This is a genomic window from Pseudomonas sp. P4_C4 (assembly GCF_056402055.1).
In genome coordinates this window covers 136239-155699 of sequence record NZ_JBFUID010000034.1, presented here as the reverse complement: position 1 = coordinate 155699, position 19461 = coordinate 136239, and the positions used below count along the sequence as shown (strand labels likewise).

General features: G+C 55.2%; 27 protein-coding genes. All 27 read left to right on the top strand.

What is annotated here, in order from left to right; genetic code table 11:
- Positions 1-10: 10 nt before the first annotated feature.
- The 27 genes from rpoC (at position 11) to secY (ending at position 19458) form a co-directional block, all read left to right on the top strand.
- Positions 11-4210, top strand: a complete 4200-nt coding sequence (gene rpoC / locus AC1DXW_RS18635) for a DNA-directed RNA polymerase subunit beta' (protein WP_477760300.1) — start codon at positions 11-13, stop codon at positions 4208-4210.
- A 216-nt stretch (positions 4211-4426) separates the two neighbouring features.
- Positions 4427-4798 carry a 30S ribosomal protein S12 gene (gene rpsL, locus AC1DXW_RS18630; RefSeq protein ID WP_003186084.1) on the top strand — a complete coding sequence of 124 codons (372 nt, stop codon included), beginning with the start codon at positions 4427-4429 and terminating at the stop codon, positions 4796-4798.
- Positions 4799-4906: 108 nt separating this feature from the next.
- Entirely contained in the window at positions 4907-5380 is a 474-nt protein-coding gene (rpsG, locus tag AC1DXW_RS18625; protein ID WP_007994653.1) for a 30S ribosomal protein S7, read from the top strand.
- A gap of 30 nt (positions 5381-5410) precedes the next feature.
- Positions 5411-7516 carry an elongation factor G gene (gene fusA, locus AC1DXW_RS18620; protein WP_007994652.1) on the top strand — a complete coding sequence of 702 codons (2106 nt, stop codon included), beginning with the start codon at positions 5411-5413 and terminating at the stop codon, positions 7514-7516.
- Positions 7517-7546: 30 nt separating this feature from the next.
- Entirely contained in the window at positions 7547-8740 is a 1194-nt protein-coding gene (gene tuf, locus AC1DXW_RS18615) for an elongation factor Tu (RefSeq protein WP_008053875.1), read from the top strand.
- 157 nt (positions 8741-8897) lie between these two features.
- Positions 8898-9209: a 30S ribosomal protein S10 gene (rpsJ, locus tag AC1DXW_RS18610; protein WP_003186070.1), complete on the top strand. Its 312-nt coding sequence runs from the start codon at positions 8898-8900 to the stop codon at positions 9207-9209.
- A gap of 80 nt (positions 9210-9289) precedes the next feature.
- Entirely contained in the window at positions 9290-9925 is a 636-nt protein-coding gene (rplC, locus tag AC1DXW_RS18605) for a 50S ribosomal protein L3 (protein WP_003186059.1), read from the top strand.
- Between the two features lie 12 nt (positions 9926-9937).
- Positions 9938-10540 (top strand): 50S ribosomal protein L4, encoded by a 603-nt coding sequence (gene rplD, locus AC1DXW_RS18600; RefSeq protein WP_003228735.1) that lies wholly within the window; start codon positions 9938-9940, stop codon positions 10538-10540.
- Complete coding sequence (rplW, locus tag AC1DXW_RS18595) at positions 10537-10836, top strand: 50S ribosomal protein L23 (RefSeq protein ID WP_002555488.1); 300 nt, start codon at positions 10537-10539, stop codon at positions 10834-10836. The genes rplD and rplW overlap by 4 nt, the downstream gene beginning before the upstream one ends.
- Before the next feature lie 14 nt (positions 10837-10850).
- Positions 10851-11675, top strand: coding sequence for a 50S ribosomal protein L2 (gene rplB / locus AC1DXW_RS18590; RefSeq protein WP_003186055.1), 825 nt, complete (start codon positions 10851-10853; stop codon positions 11673-11675).
- Positions 11676-11691: 16 nt separating this feature from the next.
- Positions 11692-11967: a 30S ribosomal protein S19 gene (gene rpsS, locus AC1DXW_RS18585; RefSeq protein ID WP_002555486.1), complete on the top strand. Its 276-nt coding sequence runs from the start codon at positions 11692-11694 to the stop codon at positions 11965-11967.
- Positions 11968-11978: 11 nt separating this feature from the next.
- Entirely contained in the window at positions 11979-12311 is a 333-nt protein-coding gene (gene rplV, locus AC1DXW_RS18580; RefSeq protein ID WP_003103908.1) for a 50S ribosomal protein L22, read from the top strand.
- A gap of 13 nt (positions 12312-12324) precedes the next feature.
- On the top strand, positions 12325-13011 hold the full coding sequence (gene rpsC / locus AC1DXW_RS18575; RefSeq protein WP_008065719.1) for a 30S ribosomal protein S3: 687 nt from the start codon (positions 12325-12327) through the stop codon (positions 13009-13011).
- Positions 13012-13023: 12 nt separating this feature from the next.
- On the top strand, positions 13024-13437 hold the full coding sequence (gene rplP, locus AC1DXW_RS18570) for a 50S ribosomal protein L16 (RefSeq protein WP_003176421.1): 414 nt from the start codon (positions 13024-13026) through the stop codon (positions 13435-13437).
- Complete coding sequence (gene rpmC / locus AC1DXW_RS18565; RefSeq protein WP_002555481.1) at positions 13437-13628, top strand: 50S ribosomal protein L29; 192 nt, start codon at positions 13437-13439, stop codon at positions 13626-13628. The genes rplP and rpmC overlap by 1 nt, the downstream gene beginning before the upstream one ends.
- 2 nt (positions 13629-13630) lie before the next feature.
- Positions 13631-13897 (top strand): 30S ribosomal protein S17, encoded by a 267-nt coding sequence (rpsQ, locus tag AC1DXW_RS18560; protein WP_003176419.1) that lies wholly within the window; start codon positions 13631-13633, stop codon positions 13895-13897.
- Positions 13898-13920: 23 nt separating this feature from the next.
- A complete protein-coding gene (gene rplN / locus AC1DXW_RS18555; protein ID WP_002555479.1) occupies positions 13921-14289 on the top strand; it encodes a 50S ribosomal protein L14 in 369 nt (122 codons plus the stop codon).
- 11 nt (positions 14290-14300) lie between these two features.
- Positions 14301-14615: a 50S ribosomal protein L24 gene (rplX, locus tag AC1DXW_RS18550; RefSeq protein ID WP_003176416.1), complete on the top strand. Its 315-nt coding sequence runs from the start codon at positions 14301-14303 to the stop codon at positions 14613-14615.
- Positions 14616-14637: 22 nt separating this feature from the next.
- A complete protein-coding gene (rplE, locus tag AC1DXW_RS18545) occupies positions 14638-15177 on the top strand; it encodes a 50S ribosomal protein L5 (RefSeq protein ID WP_003210069.1) in 540 nt (179 codons plus the stop codon).
- A gap of 13 nt (positions 15178-15190) precedes the next feature.
- Positions 15191-15496 carry a 30S ribosomal protein S14 gene (rpsN, locus tag AC1DXW_RS18540; RefSeq protein ID WP_477760299.1) on the top strand — a complete coding sequence of 102 codons (306 nt, stop codon included), beginning with the start codon at positions 15191-15193 and terminating at the stop codon, positions 15494-15496.
- A 209-nt stretch (positions 15497-15705) separates the two neighbouring features.
- Positions 15706-16098: a 30S ribosomal protein S8 gene (gene rpsH, locus AC1DXW_RS18535; RefSeq protein WP_003186040.1), complete on the top strand. Its 393-nt coding sequence runs from the start codon at positions 15706-15708 to the stop codon at positions 16096-16098.
- A 12-nt stretch (positions 16099-16110) separates the two neighbouring features.
- Complete coding sequence (gene rplF / locus AC1DXW_RS18530; RefSeq protein WP_191959205.1) at positions 16111-16644, top strand: 50S ribosomal protein L6; 534 nt, start codon at positions 16111-16113, stop codon at positions 16642-16644.
- A 10-nt stretch (positions 16645-16654) separates the two neighbouring features.
- On the top strand, positions 16655-17005 hold the full coding sequence (gene rplR / locus AC1DXW_RS18525; RefSeq protein WP_003186037.1) for a 50S ribosomal protein L18: 351 nt from the start codon (positions 16655-16657) through the stop codon (positions 17003-17005).
- Positions 17006-17008: 3 nt separating this feature from the next.
- Positions 17009-17509: a 30S ribosomal protein S5 gene (rpsE, locus tag AC1DXW_RS18520; protein ID WP_003186035.1), complete on the top strand. Its 501-nt coding sequence runs from the start codon at positions 17009-17011 to the stop codon at positions 17507-17509.
- A gap of 2 nt (positions 17510-17511) precedes the next feature.
- Positions 17512-17688 (top strand): 50S ribosomal protein L30, encoded by a 177-nt coding sequence (gene rpmD / locus AC1DXW_RS18515; RefSeq protein WP_003186033.1) that lies wholly within the window; start codon positions 17512-17514, stop codon positions 17686-17688.
- 3 nt (positions 17689-17691) lie between these two features.
- Entirely contained in the window at positions 17692-18129 is a 438-nt protein-coding gene (gene rplO / locus AC1DXW_RS18510; protein ID WP_003228720.1) for a 50S ribosomal protein L15, read from the top strand.
- Positions 18130-19458, top strand: coding sequence for a preprotein translocase subunit SecY (secY, locus tag AC1DXW_RS18505; protein WP_003228718.1), 1329 nt, complete (start codon positions 18130-18132; stop codon positions 19456-19458).
- Positions 19459-19461: the final 3 nt, after the last annotated feature.

Below are 19461 nucleotides of genomic sequence, written 5' to 3'. Positions count from 1 at the left end.
AGGAAAGGCCTTGAAAGACCTACTGAATTTGCTGAAAAACCAGGGTCAAGTCGAAGAGTTCGACGCCATCCGTATCGGATTGGCATCGCCTGAGATGATCCGTTCGTGGTCGTTCGGTGAAGTTAAAAAGCCGGAAACCATCAACTACCGTACGTTCAAGCCTGAGCGTGACGGCCTGTTCTGCGCCAAGATCTTTGGCCCGGTAAAGGATTACGAGTGCCTGTGCGGTAAGTACAAGCGCTTGAAGCACCGTGGTGTGATCTGCGAGAAGTGCGGCGTTGAAGTCGCGCTGGCAAAAGTTCGTCGTGAGCGCATGGCGCACATCGAACTGGCCTCGCCAGTTGCCCACATCTGGTTCCTGAAATCGCTGCCGTCGCGTATCGGCTTGCTGATGGACATGACCCTGCGTGATATCGAACGCGTTCTCTACTTCGAGAGCTACGTCGTTATCGATCCAGGCATGACCACCCTTGAAAAAGGTCAGCTGCTGAACGACGAGCAGTACTTCGAAGCGCTGGAAGAGTTCGGCGACGATTTCGATGCCCGCATGGGTGCCGAAGCTGTCCGCGAACTGCTGCACGCTATCGACCTGGAACACGAGATTGGTCGTCTGCGCGAAGAGATTCCGCAAACCAACTCCGAAACCAAGATCAAGAAGCTGTCCAAGCGTCTGAAGTTGATGGAAGCCTTCCAGGGTTCCGGCAACCTGCCAGAGTGGATGGTGCTGACCGTTCTGCCGGTTCTGCCGCCAGATCTGCGTCCACTGGTCCCGCTGGATGGCGGTCGCTTCGCGACTTCCGACCTCAACGATCTGTATCGTCGAGTGATCAACCGTAACAACCGTTTGAAGCGCCTGCTGGATCTGTCCGCTCCGGACATCATCGTGCGCAACGAAAAGCGTATGTTGCAGGAAGCTGTCGACGCACTGCTCGACAACGGTCGTCGTGGCCGCGCTATCACCGGTTCCAACAAGCGTCCTCTGAAATCCCTGGCTGACATGMTCAAGGGYAAGCARGGTCGWTTCCGYCAGAACYTGCTCGGYAAGCGYGTYGACTACTCCGGCCGTTCGGTAATTACCGTAGGTCCGACCTTGCGTCTGCACCAGTGCGGTCTGCCGAAGAAAATGGCTCTCGAGCTGTTCAAGCCGTTCATTTTCGGCAAGCTGGAAATGCGTGGTCTCGCTACCACCATCAAAGCTGCCAAGAAGATGGTCGAGCGCGAGCTGCCGGAAGTTTGGGACGTTCTCGCTGAAGTGATTCGCGAACACCCGGTACTTCTCAACCGTGCACCGACCCTTCACCGTCTGGGTATCCAGGCGTTTGAACCGGTACTGATCGAAGGTAAGGCTATTCAGCTGCACCCTCTGGTCTGCGCTGCGTACAACGCCGACTTCGACGGCGACCAAATGGCCGTGCACGTACCGCTGACGCTGGAAGCCCAGCTCGAAGCGCGTGCGTTGATGATGTCGACCAACAACATTCTGTCGCCAGCCAACGGTGAGCCAATCATCGTTCCTTCGCAGGACGTTGTATTGGGTCTGTACTACATGACTCGTGAAGCGATCAACGCCAAGGGCGAAGGTCGTGTGTTCGCGGATCTGCAGGAAGTTGACCGTGTGTTCCGTGCCGGCGAAGCCGCACTGCACGCCAAGGTCAAGGTGCGGATCAACGAAACCGTCAACGACCGTGATGGCGGCAGCGTGAGCAACACCCGTATCGTCGACACCACTGTCGGCCGTGCTCTGTTGTTCCAGGTTGTGCCAAAAGGTCTGTCGTACGACGTCGTCAACCTGCCGATGAAGAAAAAGGCGATCTCCAAGCTGATCAACCAGTGCTATCGCGTGGTTGGTTTGAAAGAGACTGTGATCTTCGCTGACCAGTTGATGTACACCGGTTTTGCTTATTCGACCATTTCCGGCGTTTCCATCGGTGTTAACGACTTCGTTATCCCGGATGAAAAAGCCCGCATCATCAATGCTGCTACTGATGAAGTGAAAGAGATCGAAAGCCAGTACGCCTCCGGCCTGGTAACCCAGGGCGAGAAGTACAACAAAGTGATCGACCTTTGGTCGAAAGCGAACGACGAAGTCTCCAAGGCGATGATGGCCAACCTCTCGAAAGAGAAAGTCATCGACCGTCACGGCAACGAAGTCGACCAAGAGTCTTTCAACTCGATGTACATGATGGCTGACTCGGGTGCGCGGGGTTCCGCAGCACAGATTCGTCAGCTGGCCGGTATGCGTGGCCTGATGGCCAAGCCGGACGGTTCCATCATTGAAACGCCGATTACTGCGAACTTCCGTGAAGGTTTGAGCGTACTTCAGTACTTCATCTCCACTCACGGTGCTCGTAAGGGTCTTGCGGATACTGCGTTGAAAACCGCTAACTCCGGTTACCTGACTCGTCGTCTGGTAGACGTTGCACAAGATCTGGTTGTAACCGAGATCGATTGCGGCACCGAACACGGTCTGTTGATGACTCCGCACATTGAAGGCGGTGACGTTGTAGAGCCGTTGGGTGAGCGCGTATTGGGTCGTGTTATCGCCCGTGACGTATTCAAGCCAGGTACCGAGGACGTCATCGTTCCTGCCGGCACCCTGGTAGACGAGAAGTGGGTCGAGTTCATCGAGCTGAACAGCATCGACGAAGTGATCGTGCGTTCGCCGATCAGCTGCGAAACCCGCTTCGGTATTTGCGCCAAGTGCTACGGCCGTGACTTGGCTCGTGGTCACCAGGTGAACATCGGTGAAGCGGTCGGCGTTATCGCTGCCCAGTCCATCGGTGAGCCGGGTACCCAGCTGACCATGCGTACGTTCCACATCGGTGGTGCGGCAAGCCGGACCTCCGCAGCCGACAGCGTTCAGGTGAAGAATGGCGGTACCGTCCGTCTGCATAACCTGAAGCACGTTGAACGAGTGGATGGTTGCCTGGTTGCTGTGTCCCGTTCCGGTGAGTTGGCGATCGCTGACGACTTCGGTCGTGAGCGCGAGCGTTACAAGCTGCCGTACGGTGCCGTGATTTCGGTTAAAGAAGGTGACAAGGTCGAAGCTGGCGCTATCGTGGCCAAGTGGGATCCGCACACTCACCCAATCGTTACCGAAATGAAAGGTACCGTGACCTACGTGGGCATGGAAGAAGGCATCACGATCAAGCGTCAGACTGACGAATTGACCGGTATGACCAACATTGAAGTACTCGACGCCAAAGATCGTCCAGCTGCCGGTAAGGACATCCGTCCTGCCGTGAAGATGGTCGACGACAACGGCAAGGATCTGTTGCTGCCAGGCACTGACGTTATCGCTCAGTACTTCCTGCCAGCCAACGCCCTGGTCGGTGTGGCGGATGGTGCGAAGATCGCGATCGGTGATGTTATCGCTCGTATCCCGCAAGAGACTTCGAAAACTCGCGACATCACCGGTGGTCTGCCGCGTGTTGCCGACTTGTTCGAAGCCCGTCGTCCGAAAGAAGCGTCGATTCTGGCTGAAGTCAGCGGCACCATCGCGTTCGGTAAAGAGACCAAAGGCAAGCGCCGTCTGGTCATCACCCCGAACGACGGTACCGATCCGTATGAAGAGCTGATTCCGAAGTGGCGTCACCTGAACGTGTTCGAAGGCGAACAGGTAAACCGCGGCGAAGTTATCTCCGACGGTCCGAGCGATCCACACGACATCCTGCGTCTGCTGGGTGTGAGTGCGCTGGCCAAGTACATCGTCAACGAGATCCAGGACGTTTACCGTCTGCAAGGCGTGAAGATCAACGACAAGCACATCGAGACCATCCTGCGTCAGATGCTGCGTAAAGTTGAGATCGCTGAATCCGGCGATTCCAGTTTCATCAAGGGCGACCAGATGGAATTGACTCATGTACTGGTAGAGAACGAGCGTCTGAGCGGCGAAGACAAGTTTGTCTCCAAGTTCACTCGCGTTCTGCTGGGTATCACCAAGGCGTCGTTGTCCACCGAATCGTTCATCTCGGCGGCTTCCTTCCAGGAAACCACTCGCGTACTGACCGAGGCGGCGGTAACCGGCAAGCGCGATTACCTGCGCGGCCTGAAAGAAAACGTGGTCGTGGGTCGTCTGATCCCGGCCGGTACCGGCCTGGCTTATCACAGCGAGCGTAAGCGCCGCCGTGAAGCAGACAAGCCGTTGCGCGTAAGCGCCAGTGAAGTGGAAGCTGCACTGACCGAAGCGCTGAACTCGAGCGGTAACTGAGTTCTGCGGTAAATGAGTGTGAGGCCCTGGTCGCTCCGTTCATCGAATCGAGACAATTTGTCGAGATTGGATGAGCGGGGAGGGCGGGGCCTTGCCTTGACTGGGGACAAGATCCTCTTTAGACTCTTGTACCCCTAAATTTGGCGGGAACTCGTTCCTGCCATTTTGCTTTTCTTGCAAGACAATAGCGTCGCAAGACAACAGTGGAGCTAGTAGATGGCAACTATCAACCAGCTGGTACGTCAGCCGCGTAAGCGTATCGTCGAGAAATCCGACGTGCCTGCGCTGCAGAACTGCCCGCAACGCCGTGGCGTGTGCACCCGTGTGTACACCACCACGCCGAAAAAACCTAACTCGGCACTGCGTAAAGTATGCCGTGTGCGTCTGACCAACGGTTTCGAGGTTTCCTCGTACATCGGCGGTGAAGGCCACAACCTGCAAGAGCACAGCGTGGTACTGATCCGCGGCGGTCGTGTAAAAGACTTGCCAGGTGTTCGTTACCACACCGTTCGCGGTTCGTTGGATACTTCCGGTGTTAAAGGTCGTAACCAGGGTCGTTCGAAGTACGGTACCAAGCGTCCGAAGTAATCGGCCGTTTTGCAGTTTTTAATTTTATTGAGTCGATAAGAGTAAGGTCGGGCACGCATCCATAGGAGCTGTCCCGGGCTAACCTGAAGACCGTTTGAGGGCTTATCAATGCCAAGACGTCGCGTAGCAGCCAAGCGTGAGATTCTGGACGATCCGAAATACGGAAGCCAAATCCTCGCCAAATTCATGAACCACGTAATGGAAAGCGGCAAGAAAGCCGTTGCCGAGCGTATCGTTTATGGTGCCCTGGATACCGTGAAGGCTCGTAAGGCCGGCACCGATCCCCTGGAACTCTTCGAAAAAGCACTCGACGCCATCGCTCCGCTGGTCGAAGTGAAGTCGCGCCGCGTTGGTGGTGCTACTTACCAGGTTCCGGTCGAGGTTCGTCCTTCCCGTCGTAACGCTCTGGCAATGCGCTGGTTGGTAGACTACGCCCGCAAGCGCGGCGAGAAGTCTATGGCTCTGCGTTTGGCTGGCGAACTGTTGGACGCTGCCGAAGGTAAAGGTGCTGCAGTTAAGAAGCGTGAAGACGTTCACCGTATGGCTGAAGCCAACAAGGCTTTCTCGCACTACCGCTTCTAATTTTAGCGTCACTCATTTTGCGAGGGCTTTATGGCTCGTACAACACCGATTAATCGCTACCGTAACATTGGTATCGTTGCACACGTGGATGCTGGTAAAACCACCACCACTGAGCGCGTCCTTTTTTACACTGGCAAAAGTCACAAAATGGGCGAGGTGCATGACGGCGCCGCGACCACAGACTGGATGGTGCAGGAGCAGGAGCGTGGTATTACCATTACTTCTGCTGCCATTACCGCCTTCTGGCAGGGTTCTGCGAAGCAGCACAAGGACCAGTACCGTTTCAACGTCATCGATACCCCGGGCCACGTAGACTTCACTATTGAAGTTGAACGTTCCCTGCGCGTACTCGACGGCGCGGTCGTTGTGTTCTGCGGTACTTCCGGCGTTGAGCCGCAGTCCGAAACCGTATGGCGTCAAGCCAACAAGTACGGTGTTCCACGTATCGTTTACGTGAACAAGATGGACCGTGCCGGTGCGAACTTCCTGCGTGTGATCGCTCAGATCAAGCAGCGTCTGGGTCACACTCCGGTGCCTATCCAGCTGGCTATCGGTTCCGAAGACAACTTCCAGGGTCAGATCGATCTGATGACCATGGAAGCGGTTTACTGGAACGATGCCGACAAGGGTATGACTCCTCGTCGTGAAGCTATCCCTGCTGAATTGCAGGAACTGGCTGAAGAGTGGCGCAACAACATGGTTGAGGCTGCGGCCGAAGCCAGCGAAGAGCTGATGAACAAGTACCTTGAAGGTGAAGAACTCACCATCGAGGAAATCAAGGGTGCTCTGCGTCAGCGTACTATCGCTGGTGAGATCGTTCTGGCTGTTTGCGGTTCTTCCTTCAAGAACAAGGGTGTTCCCCTGGTTCTCGACGCCGTTATCGACTACCTGCCGGCTCCAACCGACATTCCTGCCATCAAGGGTACTGACCCGGATGACGAGGAAAAGCAGATGGAGCGTCATGCAGACGACAACGAGCCGTTCTCGGCTCTGGCGTTCAAGATCGCTACCGACCCATTCGTGGGTACCTTGACTTTCGTCCGTGTTTACTCGGGCGTGTTGGCCTCCGGCGACGGCGTGATCAACTCGGTCAAAGGCAAGAAAGAGCGCGTGGGCCGTATGGTGCAGATGCACGCAAACGCCCGCGAAGAGATCAAGGAAGTACGCGCTGGTGACATCGCGGCCCTGATCGGCATGAAGGACGTCACCACTGGTGAAACCTTGTGCAACGCTGACAAGCCAATCATCCTGGTTCGCATGGACTTCCCGGAGCCGGTTATTTCGGTTGCCGTTGAGCCTAAGACCAAGGATGACCAGGAAAAAATGGGTATCGCTCTGGGCAAACTTGCTCAGGAAGACCCGTCTTTCCGCGTCAAGACTGATGAAGAGACTGGTCAAACGATCATCTCTGGCATGGGCGAGTTGCACCTGGACATCCTGGTTGACCGGATGCGCCGTGAGTTCAACGTCGAAGCCAACATCGGCAAGCCTCAGGTTTCGTATCGTGAGCGCATCACGAAGAATTGCGAAATCGAAGGCAAGTTCGTTCGTCAGTCCGGCGGTCGTGGCCAGTTCGGCCATTGCTGGATCCGTTTTGCTCCTGCTGACGAAGGTCAGGAAGGTCTGCAATTCGTGAACGAAGTAGTGGGTGGTGTGGTTCCTAAGGAATACATCCCGGCTATCCAGAAGGGTATCGAAGAGCAGATGAAGAACGGCGTAGTTGCCGGCTATCCGCTGATCGGCCTGAAGGCTACCGTGTTTGATGGTTCTTACCACGACGTCGACTCGAACGAGATGGCGTTTAAGGTGGCTGCTTCCATGGCGACCAAGCAACTGGCCCAGAAGGGCGGTGGTGAGTTGCTCGAGCCGATCATGGCGGTAGAGGTTGTTACGCCTGAAGACTATATGGGTGACGTGATGGGCGACCTTAACCGTCGTCGCGGCATGATTCTGGGTATGGAAGACACGGTCTCCGGCAAGGTGATCCGTGCTGAAGTTCCGTTGGGCGAGATGTTCGGTTATGCGACCGACGTTCGTTCGATGTCCCAGGGTCGCGCAAGCTACTCTATGGAATTCAAAAAATACAATACAGCTCCGTCGCACATCGTCGAAACTGTAACCAAAAAACAAGGCTGATTCAGTCCTTTAGGCAAGGAGTTAATTGTCGTGGCTAAAGAAAAATTTGATCGTTCCCTACCGCACGTCAACGTTGGCACCATCGGTCACGTTGACCACGGTAAAACCACTCTGACCGCAGCTCTGACTCGCGTTTGCTCCGAAGTTTTCGGTTCTGCAATCGTTGATTTCGATAAAATCGACAGCGCTCCAGAAGAAAAAGCTCGTGGTATCACCATCAACACCGCGCACGTCGAGTACAACTCGAAGATCCGTCACTACGCTCACGTTGACTGCCCAGGTCACGCTGACTATGTGAAGAACATGATCACCGGTGCTGCCCAGATGGACGGCGCGATCCTGGTTTGCTCGGCCGCTGATGGTCCGATGCCACAAACCCGTGAACACATCCTGCTGTCCCGTCAGGTAGGCGTTCCGTACATCGTGGTTTTCCTGAACAAGGCTGACCTGGTAGACGACGCTGAGCTGCTGGAACTGGTCGAGATGGAAGTTCGCGACCTGCTGTCCACCTACGACTTCCCGGGCGATGACACTCCAATCATCATCGGTTCGGCTCGTATGGCGCTGGAAGGCAAAGACGACAACGAAATGGGCACCACTGCCGTTCGTAAACTGGTTGAAACTCTGGACAGCTACATCCCAGAGCCAGAGCGTGCTATCGACAAGCCATTCCTGATGCCAATCGAAGACGTATTCTCGATCTCGGGTCGTGGTACTGTTGTGACTGGTCGTATCGAGCGCGGTATCGTTCGCGTTCAAGATGCTCTGGAAATCGTTGGTCTGCGTGACACCACCACCACCACCTGCACCGGTGTTGAAATGTTCCGCAAACTGCTCGACGAAGGTCGTGCTGGCGAGAACTGCGGCGTTCTGCTGCGTGGTACCAAGCGTGACGACGTTGAGCGTGGCCAGGTTCTGGTTAAGCCGGGTTCGGTTAAGCCGCACACCAAGTTCACCGCAGAAGTTTACGTTCTGAGCAAGGAAGAAGGCGGTCGTCACACTCCGTTCTTCAAAGGCTACCGTCCACAGTTCTACTTCCGTACTACTGACGTGACTGGTAACTGCCAGCTGCCAGAAGGCGTTGAAATGGTAATGCCAGGTGATAACATCCAGATGGAAGTTACCCTGATCAAGACCATCGCGATGGAAGACGGCCTGCGTTTCGCTATCCGTGAAGGCGGTCGTACCGTCGGCGCTGGCGTCGTAGCCAAAATCATCGAGTAAGCATCTCTTTTGAGATAGCTTCGATGCTTTGAAAAGCCCCCGCTCAGCGGGGGCTTTTTTATTGGGTTGACACCTATCTGGGGCGTCTATAGAATTGCGCCTCCTTTTAACGGGCGTATTGCGCTCGCTGGGAATAGCAGCCGGAGTCTGAAATCCAATGCAAAATCAGCAAATCCGTATCAGGTTGAAGGCTTTTGACCATCGCCTGATCGACCAATCCACCCAGGAAATCGTGGAAACCGCGAAACGTACTGGTGCTCAAGTGCGTGGTCCAATTCCACTGCCTACCCGTAAAGAGCGGTTCACCGTTCTGGTCTCCCCGCACGTCAACAAAGACGCGCGTGACCAGTACGAGATCCGTACTCATAAGCGCGTTCTGGACATCGTCCAGCCAACGGATAAAACCGTTGATGCACTTATGAAGCTTGATCTGGCGGCCGGTGTGGAAGTACAGATCAGCCTCGGCTAAGACTCGGTCTTAGTCGTGTAACGCTCTGAAATGGGCGGCCATAGCGGGTGAAAGCCCCGTACACTCATGAGGTTTACAACATGACTATTGGTGTAGTCGGTCGTAAATGCGGTATGACCCGTATTTTCACCGAAGAAGGTGTCTCCATTCCGGTCACGGTCATTGAGATCGAGCCGAATCGCGTCACCCAGTTCAAAACTGAAGAGACCGATGGCTATCGTGCAGTGCAAGTCACTGTCGGCGAGCGTCGTGCTTCGCGTGTAACAGCAGCTCAGGCTGGCCACTTCGCTAAAGCGAACGTTGCCGCTGGTCGTACCGTAATGGAATTCCGCCTTGAAGAAGGCGAGTACCAGGCCGGCGATCTGATCAACGCTGAAATCTTCGCCGCTGGTCAACTGGTTGATGTAACCGGTCAGTCCAAGGGTAAAGGCTTCCAGGGTACGATCAAGCGTTGGAATTTCCGCGGGCAAGATAACACCCACGGTAACTCCGTATCCCACCGCGTTCCAGGCTCTATCGGCCAGTGCCAGACTCCTGGTCGTGTATTCAAGGGCAAAAAAATGTCCGGTCATATGGGCGCTGAGCGCGTGACCGTGCAGTCCCTCGAAGTAGTGCGCGTGGACGCTGAACGCAATCTGTTGTTGGTCAAGGGCGCTGTTCCTGGCGCTACTGGCGGCAACTTGGTTGTACGTCCAGCAGCCAAGGCTCGCGGTTAAGGGGAAGCTGACATGCAATTAAATGTAAATGACGCTCAAGCGATCGAAGTTTCCGAACTGACATTTGGCGGCGAATTCAACGAGACGCTGGTTCACCAAGCAGTCGTAGCCTACATGGCTGGCGGTCGTCAGGGTTCCAAGCAGCAAAAGACCCGTTCCGACGTTCGTGGTGGCGGTAAGCGCCCATGGCGTCAGAAAGGTACTGGCCGTGCTCGTGCCGGTACTATCCGTAGCCCAATCTGGCGTGGCGGCGGTACCACTTTCGCAGCTCGTCCTCAGGATCACTCCCAGAAGCTGAACAAGAAGATGTATCGCGCAGCAATGCGTTCCATCCTTGCTGAGCTGGTGCGTACTGATCGTCTGGTCGTGGTTCAGGATTTCGCCGTTGAAACGCCGAAAACCAAAGACCTGCTGGGCAAACTGAACAACATGAGCCTGACCGACGTTCTGATCGTGTCCGACGCTGTTGATCAGAACCTGTACCTGGCTGCTCGTAACCTGCCACACGTAGATGTACGTGACGTGCAAGGTTCCGATCCAGTTAGTCTGATCGCATACGACAAGGTGTTGATCACCGTGTCGGCCGTGAAGAAATTCGAGGAGCTGCTGGGATGAACCAGGAACGCGTATTTAAAGTTCTGCTTGGCCCGCACGTTTCCGAGAAGGCTACGGTTCTGGCAGACAAGAAAGGCCAGTTCGTTTTCAAGGTTGCTACCGACGCAACCAAGCTGGAAATCAAGAAGGCCGTCGAAAGCCTGTTCAGCGTGAAAGTAGAGCGTGTTACTACCCTGAATGTTCTGGGTAAGAGCAAGCGCACTGCTCGCGGTCTGGGCAAGCGTAATGACTGGAAGAAGGCAGTTATCTCCCTTCAGCCAGGCCAAGATCTCGATTTCAGCAGCAGTGCTGAGTAAGGAAGGGGTGCATCATGGCAATCGTTAAATGCAAACCGACTTCCCCTGGCCGCCGTTTTGTGGTCAAGGTGGTCAACCAGGAGCTGCATAAAGGCGCTCCTCACGCACCGCTGCTCGAGAAGAAATCGAAGTCTGGTGGTCGTAACAACAATGGCCGTATTACCACTCGTCACATCGGTGGTGGTCATAAGCAGCATTATCGTCTGGTCGACTTCCGTCGCAACGACAAAGATGGCATCGCTGCCACTGTCGAGCGTATCGAATACGATCCAAACCGTACTGCTCACATCGCTCTGCTGCTGTACGCAGATGGCGAGCGTCGCTACATCATCGCCCCTAAAGGCGTGAGCGCTGGCGACCAGCTGATCGCAGGTGCCCTGGCACCGATCAAGCCGGGCAACGCTCTGCAACTGCGCAACATTCCAGTTGGTAGCACCGTACACGGCATCGAATTGAAGCCAGGTAAAGGCGCTCAGATCGCTCGTTCCGCTGGTGCTTCGGCTCAGCTGATCGCTCGTGAAGGCGTGTACGTTACCCTGCGTCTGCGTTCCGGTGAAATGCGTAAAGTCCTGGCTGAATGCCGTGCGACCCTGGGCGAAGTCTCGAACTCCGAGCACAGCCTGCGTTCGCTGGGTAAAGCTGGTGCCAAACGCTGGCGTGGCGTTCGCCCAACCGTTCGTGGTGTTGCCATGAACCCGGTTGACCACCCACATGGTGGTGGTGAAGGTCGTACCTCTGGTGGTCGTCATCCGGTATCGCCATGGGGCTTCCCGACTAAGGGCGCGAAGACTCGTGGTAATAAGCGTACCGACAAAATGATCGTCCGTCGTCGCAAGTAAATAGAGGGATACGACAGTGCCACGTTCTCTGAAAAAAGGTCCTTTTATCGATCTTCACCTACTGAAGAAGATCGAAGTGGCGGCGGAAAAGAACGATCGCAAACCGGTGAAAACCTGGTCGCGTCGTTCGATGATCCTGCCACAAATGGTCGGTCTGACCATCGCAGTACACAACGGTCGTCAGCACGTCCCAGTTCTCGTGAACGAAGACATGGTCGGCCACAAACTGGGCGAGTTCGCCGGTACCCGCACTTATCGCGGGCACGTGGCAGACAAGAAAGCCAAGCGTTAAGGGGTTAGGAAATGGAAGTAGCCGCTAAGTTGTCGGGCGCTCGAATCTCCGCCCAGAAAGCCCGCTTGGTCGCCGACCAGATCCGCGGGAAGAAGGTGGGCGAAGCGCTCAACCTGTTGGCTTTCAGCAGTAAGAAAGCCGCCGAGATCATGAAGAAAGTGCTGGAGTCGGCCGTAGCCAACGCCGAGCATAACGAAGGCGCAGACGTTGATGACCTGAAGGTCAGCACCGTTTTCGTCAACGAAGGGCGTTCGCTGAAGCGCATCATGCCACGTGCCAAAGGCCGTGCTGATCGCATCGTCAAGCGGTCTTGCCATATCACTGTCAAGGTTGCTGACAAGTAACGGAGTCGAAGAGATGGGTCAGAAAGTACATCCCATTGGCATTCGCCTGGGAATCGTCAAGGAGCACACCTCCGTCTGGTACGCAGACGGTCGGACTTATGCGGACTATTTGCTCGCAGATCTGAAGGTGCGTGAGTATCTCCAAGACAAACTAAAAAGCGCGTCCGTAAGCCGTATCGATATCCATCGTCCGGCCCAAACTGCACGTATCACCATCCACACCGCTCGTCCAGGTATCGTTATCGGGAAGAAAGGTGAAGATGTTGAGAAACTGCGTCAGGACCTGACCAAGCAAATGGGTGTGCCTGTGCACATCAATATCGAAGAGATCCGCAAGCCGGAGCTCGACGGTATGCTGGTTGCGCAGAGCGTAGCTCAGCAGCTGGAGCGTCGCGTAATGTTCCGTCGCGCTATGAAGCGCGCCGTACAGAACGCCATGCGCATTGGTGCCAAAGGCATCAAAATCCAAGTGAGCGGTCGTCTCGGCGGTGCTGAAATCGCACGTACTGAATGGTATCGCGAAGGTCGTGTGCCACTGCACACCCTGCGTGCCGACATCGACTATGCCAACTACGAAGCTCACACCACTTACGGTGTGATCGGTGTAAAGGTTTGGATCTTCAAAGGCGAAGTAATTGGTGGTCGCCAAGAAGAACTGAAACCACAAGCACCAGCGCCTCGTAAAAAAGCTGCTAAGTAAGGGGTACGCCAAATGTTGCAACCAAAGCGTACGAAGTTCCGCAAGCAGATGACAGGCCACAACCGTGGTCTGGCTCAGCGCGGTAGCAAAGTCAGCTTCGGCGAGTTCGCGCTGAAGTCTGTAGCTCGTGGTCGTCTCACCGCTCGTCAGATCGAGTCAGCGCGTCGTGCACTGACCCGTCACGTAAAACGTGGCGGCAAGATCTGGATCCGTGTATTCCCGGACAAGCCTATTTCCAAGAAGCCACTCGAAGTTCGGATGGGTAAAGGTAAGGGTAACGTCGAATACTGGGTTGCCCAGATTCAGCCAGGCAAAGTCCTGTATGAAATCGAGGGTGTTTCTGAAGAGCTGGCGCGTGAGGCTTTCGCCCTGGCTGCTGCAAAGCTGCCGCTCGCCACCTCCTTTGTTAAACGGACGGTGATGTGATGAAAGCGAATGAACTTCGTGAAAAATCCGCACAGCAGCTGAACGAGCAACTGCTCGGCTTGCTGCGCGACCAGTTCAATCTGCGTATGCAGAAAGCAACTGGCCAGTTGGGGCAGTCTCATCTGCTCTCGCAAGTTAAGCGTGACATCGCTCGCGTGAAGACTGTGCTCAACCAGCAGGCAGGTAAGTAATCATGGCTGAAGCCGAAAAAACTGTCCGTACGCTGACTGGCCGTGTTGTCAGCGACAAGATGGACAAAACCATCACCGTTCTGATCGAGCGTCGCGTTAAGCACCCGATCTACGGTAAATACGTTAAGCGTTCGACTAAGCTGCACGCGCACGACGAAACCAATCAGTGCCACATCGGCGACAAAGTCACTATTCGTGAAACTCGTCCTTTGGCCAAGACCAAGTCTTGGGCGCTGGTTGATGTTCTCGAACGCGCTGTGGAAGTCTAAGGACTAGGGGTCGGAGAAATTATATGATTCAGACTCAATCCATGCTCGATGTGGCCGATAACAGCGGCGCTCGCCGCGTTATGTGCATCAAGGTGCTGGGTGGCTCCCATCGTCGTTACGCTGGTATCGGTGACATCATCAAAGTTACCGTCAAGGAAGCAATTCCTCGCGGTAAAGTGAAAAAAGGCCAAGTGATGACTGCTGTTGTAGTCCGCACTCGTCACGGCGTACGTCGTGCTGATGGCTCCATTATCCGCTTTGATGGCAACGCTGCTGTTCTGTTGAACAACAAGCAAGAGCCGATCGGCACCCGTATCTTTGGGCCAGTGACCCGTGAACTTCGTACTGAGAAGTTCATGAAGATCGTCTCGCTCGCCCCAGAAGTGCTGTAAGGAGATCCGACATGCAAAAGATTCGTCGTGACGACGAGATCATCGTGATCGCCGGCAAAGACAAAGGTAAGCGCGGTAAGGTGCTTAAGGTTCTCGCTAACAACCGTTTGGTTATTGGTGGTCTGAACCTGGTCAAGCGTCATACCAAGCCTAACCCGATGTCGGGCGTGCAGGGCGGTATCGTCGAAAAAGAAGCTCCACTGGATGCTTCTAACGTCGCCATTTTCAACGGCGAAACCAACAAGGCTGACCGCGTTGGTTTCAAAGTAGAAGACGGCAAGAAAATTCGTGTCTTCAAGTCGACCCAAAAAGCGGTTGATGCTTGAACACTGCTAGGTAGATGAGACCATGGCACGACTAAAAGAGATTTACCGGAAGGAAATTGCTCCGAAACTTAAGGAAGAACTTAAGCTTTCGAACGTGATGGAAGTTCCGCGCGTTACCAAAATCACCCTGAACATGGGTCTGGGCGAAGCGATCGGCGACAAAAAAGTCATCGAGCACGCTGTTGCTGACCTGGAAAAGATCACCGGCCAGAAAGTCGTTGTGACCTACGCTCGCAAATCCATCGCTGGCTTTAAAGTCCGTGAAGGTTGGCCGATCGGCGTCAAAGTGACCCTGCGCCGTGAGCGTATGTACGAGTTCCTGGATCGTCTGCTGTCGATCTCCCTGCCTCGGGTTCGCGACTTCCGCGGCCTGAATGCCAAGTCCTTCGATGGTCGTGGCAACTACAGCATGGGCGTGAAAGAGCAGATCATCTTCCCGGAAATCGACTACGACAAGATCGATGCTCTCCGCGGTCTGGACATCACCCTGACCACCACTGCCAAGAACGATGATGAAGGCCGCGCTCTGCTGCGTGCGTTCAAATTCCCGTTCCGCAACTGATTGGAGTAGGACCATGGCCAAGATGAGCATGAAAAACCGCGAGCTGAAGCGTCAGCTCACGGTTGCCAAGTACGCCAAGAAGCGTGCAGCACTGAAAGCTATCATCGTTGWTCTGAACGCAAGTCCAGAAGCGCGTTGGGAAGCTACAGTAGCCCTGCAGAAGCAGCCACGTGACGCAAGCGCTTCGCGCATGCGTAACCGCTGCCGCCTGACCGGTCGTCCACACGGCGTTTACCGCAAGTTCGGCCTCGGCCGTAACAAGCTGCGTGAAGCTGCCATGCGTGGTGACGTACCGGGTCTGGTTAAAGCMAGCTGGTAAGTACTGTCAAAGTCTCGGTGTCCAGGATCGCAAGATCCTGACCACCGGTGGCCTTGAATCTGGATCAAGCCCCTTTTGGGGCTTGATTCATTTCTGGGGTGTGTCTAGAATACCCGGCTCGCCTGAGCCCGTGTTTTTCATGCTCGGAGATTCTCGGCGACACGTAATAGCCGCAAGGCTAATTTTTTTGTATTAGGAGCGTCTAGCCCATGAGTATGCAGGACCCGTTAGCGGACATGCTAACTCGTATCCGTAATGCCCAGATGGCTGAAAAGTCCGTCGTAAGCATGCCATCTTCCACGTTGAAGGTAGCTGTTGCCAAAGTCCTGAAGGACGAAGGTTACATTGCGGGTTATCAGATCAGCAGCGAAATCAAACCACTGCTGTCCATCGAGCTGAAGTACTTCGAAGGCCGTCCGGTTATCGAAGAAGTGAAGCGCGTTAGCCGTCCAGGCCTGCGTCAGTACAAGTCCGTCGATGATCTGCCAAAAGTTCGTGGCGGTCTCGGTGTGTCTATCGTCTCCACCAACAAGGGTGTGATGACTGATCGTGCTGCGCGCGCTGCCGGTGTCGGCGGCGAAGTTCTTTGCACTGTGTTCTAAGGGGGGATAAGCATGTCTCGCGTCGCTAAGAACCCCGTTAAGCTGCCAGCCGGTGTCGAAGTAAAATTCGCAGGCCAACAGCTTTCGGTGAAGGGTGCCAAGGGCACTCTCGAACTGAACATCCATTCGTCCGTTGAGATCGTTGAAGAATCCGGTGAGCTGCGTTTCGCTGCTCGCAATGGCGATCAACAGACTCGCGCAATGGCTGGTACCACTCGTGCGTTGGTAAACAACATGGTCCAAGGCGTAAGCCAAGGCTTCGAGCGCAAGCTCCAGCTGGTCGGTGTTGGTTACAAAGCGCAAGCAAAAGGCACAGTGCTGAACCTGGCTCTTGGCTTCTCGCACCCAGTGGATTACGAACTGCCGGAAGGCATCACCGCTGAGACTCCTAGCCAGACCGATATCCTGATCAAGGGCATCGACAAGCAGCTGGTAGGTCAAGTGGCCGCCGAGATCCGCGACTTCCGTCCACCAGAGCCGTACAAAGGCAAAGGTGTGCGCTACGCGGACGAAGTCGTCCGTCGTAAAGAAGCCAAGAAGAAGTAGGGCATAGCAAATGACCGACAAAAAAGTTACTCGACTGCGTCGCGCTCGCAAAGCACGCCTGAAAATGCACGAACTCGAAGTCGTGCGTCTCTGCGTGTTCCGCTCTTCGCAGCACATCTACGCCCAGGTCATTTCGGCCGACGGCAACAAAGTCCTGGCAAGCGCCTCGACTTTGGATAAAGAACTGCGTGATGGTGCCACCGGCAACATCGACGCGGCCACTAAGGTTGGCCAGCTGGTCGCTACGCGTGCTAAGGCCGCTGGCGTCTCGCAAGTGGCTTTCGACCGCTCTGGCTTCAAGTACCACGGCCGCGTTAAAGCGCTGGCTGATGCTGCTCGTGAAGCTGGGCTGGAGTTCTAAGTTATGTCAAATAACGACCAAAAGCGCGACGAAGGCTACATCGAGAAGCTGGTTCAAGTTAACCGCGTAGCCAAAACCGTTAAAGGCGGCCGTATCTTCACTTTCACCGCGTTGACCGTGGTTGGTGATGGTAAGGGCCGTGTTGGCTTCGGCCGTGGCAAGTCGCGTGAAGTGCCTGCTGCGATCCAGAAGGCAATGGAAGCTGCTCGCCGCAACATGATCCAGGTTGATCTGAACGGCACCACTCTGCAGTACGCAATGAAGTCCGCTCACGGCGCTTCGAAGGTGTACATGCAGCCTGCTTCTGAAGGTACCGGTATCATCGCTGGCGGCGCTATGCGTGCTGTCCTCGAAGTTGCTGGCGTTCAGAACGTTCTGGCCAAGTGCTACGGCTCGACTAACCCGGTAAACGTGGTTCACGCCACTTTCAAGGGTTTGAAAGCAATGCAGTCTCCTGAATCCATTGCCGCCAAGCGTGGCAAAAGCGTCAAGGAGATCTTCTGATCATGGCTACCGTAAAAGTAACGCTGATCAAAAGCATGACCGGCCGCATCCCTAACCACAAACTGTGCGTTAAGGGTCTGGGTCTGCGTCGCATCGGTCACACTGTAGAAGTCCTGGATACTCCCGAGAATCGCGGGATGATCAACAAGGCTTACTACATGCTGCGTGTCGAGGGTTAATCGATGAAACTCAATGATCTGAGTCCAGCGCCGGGTTCCCGTCGCGAAAAGCATCGTCCGGGCCGTGGTATCGGTAGCGGTTTGGGTAAGACTGGTGGCCGTGGTCACAAAGGTCAGACCTCCCGCTCCGGTGGCACCATTGCTCCAGGCTTTGAAGGCGGTCAACAGCCGCTGCATCGTCGCCTGCCGAAGTTCGGTTTCGTTTCCCTGAAAGCCATGGACCGCGCAGAAGTGCGTCTGTCCGAGCTGGCTAAAGTGGAAGGCGACATCGTCACCGTGCAGTCCCTGAAAGATGCCAACGTGATCAACGTCAACGTACAGCGTGTGAAAATCATGCTGTCCGGTGAAGTGACTCGCGCTGTCACTATCGGCAAGGGAATCGGCGCCACCAAAGGTGCGCGTGCGGCTATCGAAGCAGCTGGCGGCAAGTTCGAGGAATAAATGGCTAAGCAAGGTGCTCTCTCTGCGCTCGGCAAAGGCGGTATGTCTGAACTCTGGGCTCGTCTGCGTTTTCTGTTCCTGGCGATTATCGTCTACCGAATAGGCGCACACATCCCGGTTCCAGGTATCAACCCGGACCGACTCGCGGACCTGTTTCGACAGAATGAGGGGACCATTCTTAGCTTGTTCAACATGTTTTCCGGCGGCGCGCTGGAACGGATGAGCATCTTTGCACTGGGGATCATGCCGTACATCTCGGCATCGATCATCATGCAACTGATGACCGCCGTCAGCCCGCAGCTGGAGCAGTTGAAGAAGGAAGGTGAAGCTGGCCGTCGCAAGATCAGCCAGTACACCCGCTACGGCACTGTCGTCCTCGCTCTCGTCCAGGCCATTGGCATGTCCATTGGTCTGGCGGGGCAGGGCGTTGCGTTCACTGGTGACTTTGGCTTCCATTTCGTCGCGGTATCCACGTTTGTGGCTGGTGCGATGTTCATGATGTGGCTGGGTGAGCAGATTACTGAGCGTGGTGTTGGCAACGGTATCTCGATGTTGATTTTTTCGGGTATCGTCGCCGGTCTTCCGAGAGCGATCGGGCAGTCTTTCGAGTCTGCACGTCAGGGTGATATCAACATCTTCGCCCTGGTTGCCATCGGTTTGCTGGCAGTAGCGATTATCGGTTTCGTGGTGTTCATTGAGCGTGGTCAGCGTCGTATTGCTGTTCACTACGCCAAGCGTCAGCAGGGCCGCAAGGTCTTCGCTGCGCAGACCAGCCACTTGCCGCTGAAGGTGAACATGGCCGGTGTTATTCCGGCTATTTTCGCGAGCAGCATTTTGCTGTTCCCGGCTTCGTTGGGTGCCTGGTTCGGTCAGTCTGAAGGTATGGGCTGGTTGCAGGACATCTCGCAGTCGATCGCTCCTGGTCAGCCGTTGAATATTCTGCTGTTTAGTGCAGGGATTATTTTCTTCTGCTTCTTCTATACGGCGTTGATGTTCAATCCGAAAGACGTAGCGGAAAACCTGAAGAAGTCCGGTGCCTTTATTCCGGGCATCCGTCCAGGTGAGCAGTCTGCGCGCTACATTGATGGCGTTCTGACTCGCTTGACCATGTTCGGTGCTCTTTACATGACGGCCGTCTGCCTGTTGCCCCAGTTCCTGGTGGTTGCAGCCAACGTACCGTTCTACCTTGGCGGGACCTCGTTGCTGATCGTCGTCGTGGTTGTGATGGACTTCATGTCCCAAGTACAATCGCACCTCGTTTCGCACCAGTACGAATCCCTGATGAAGAAAGCCAACCTGAAGGGTTACGGCAGCGGCATGCTGCGCTGACCC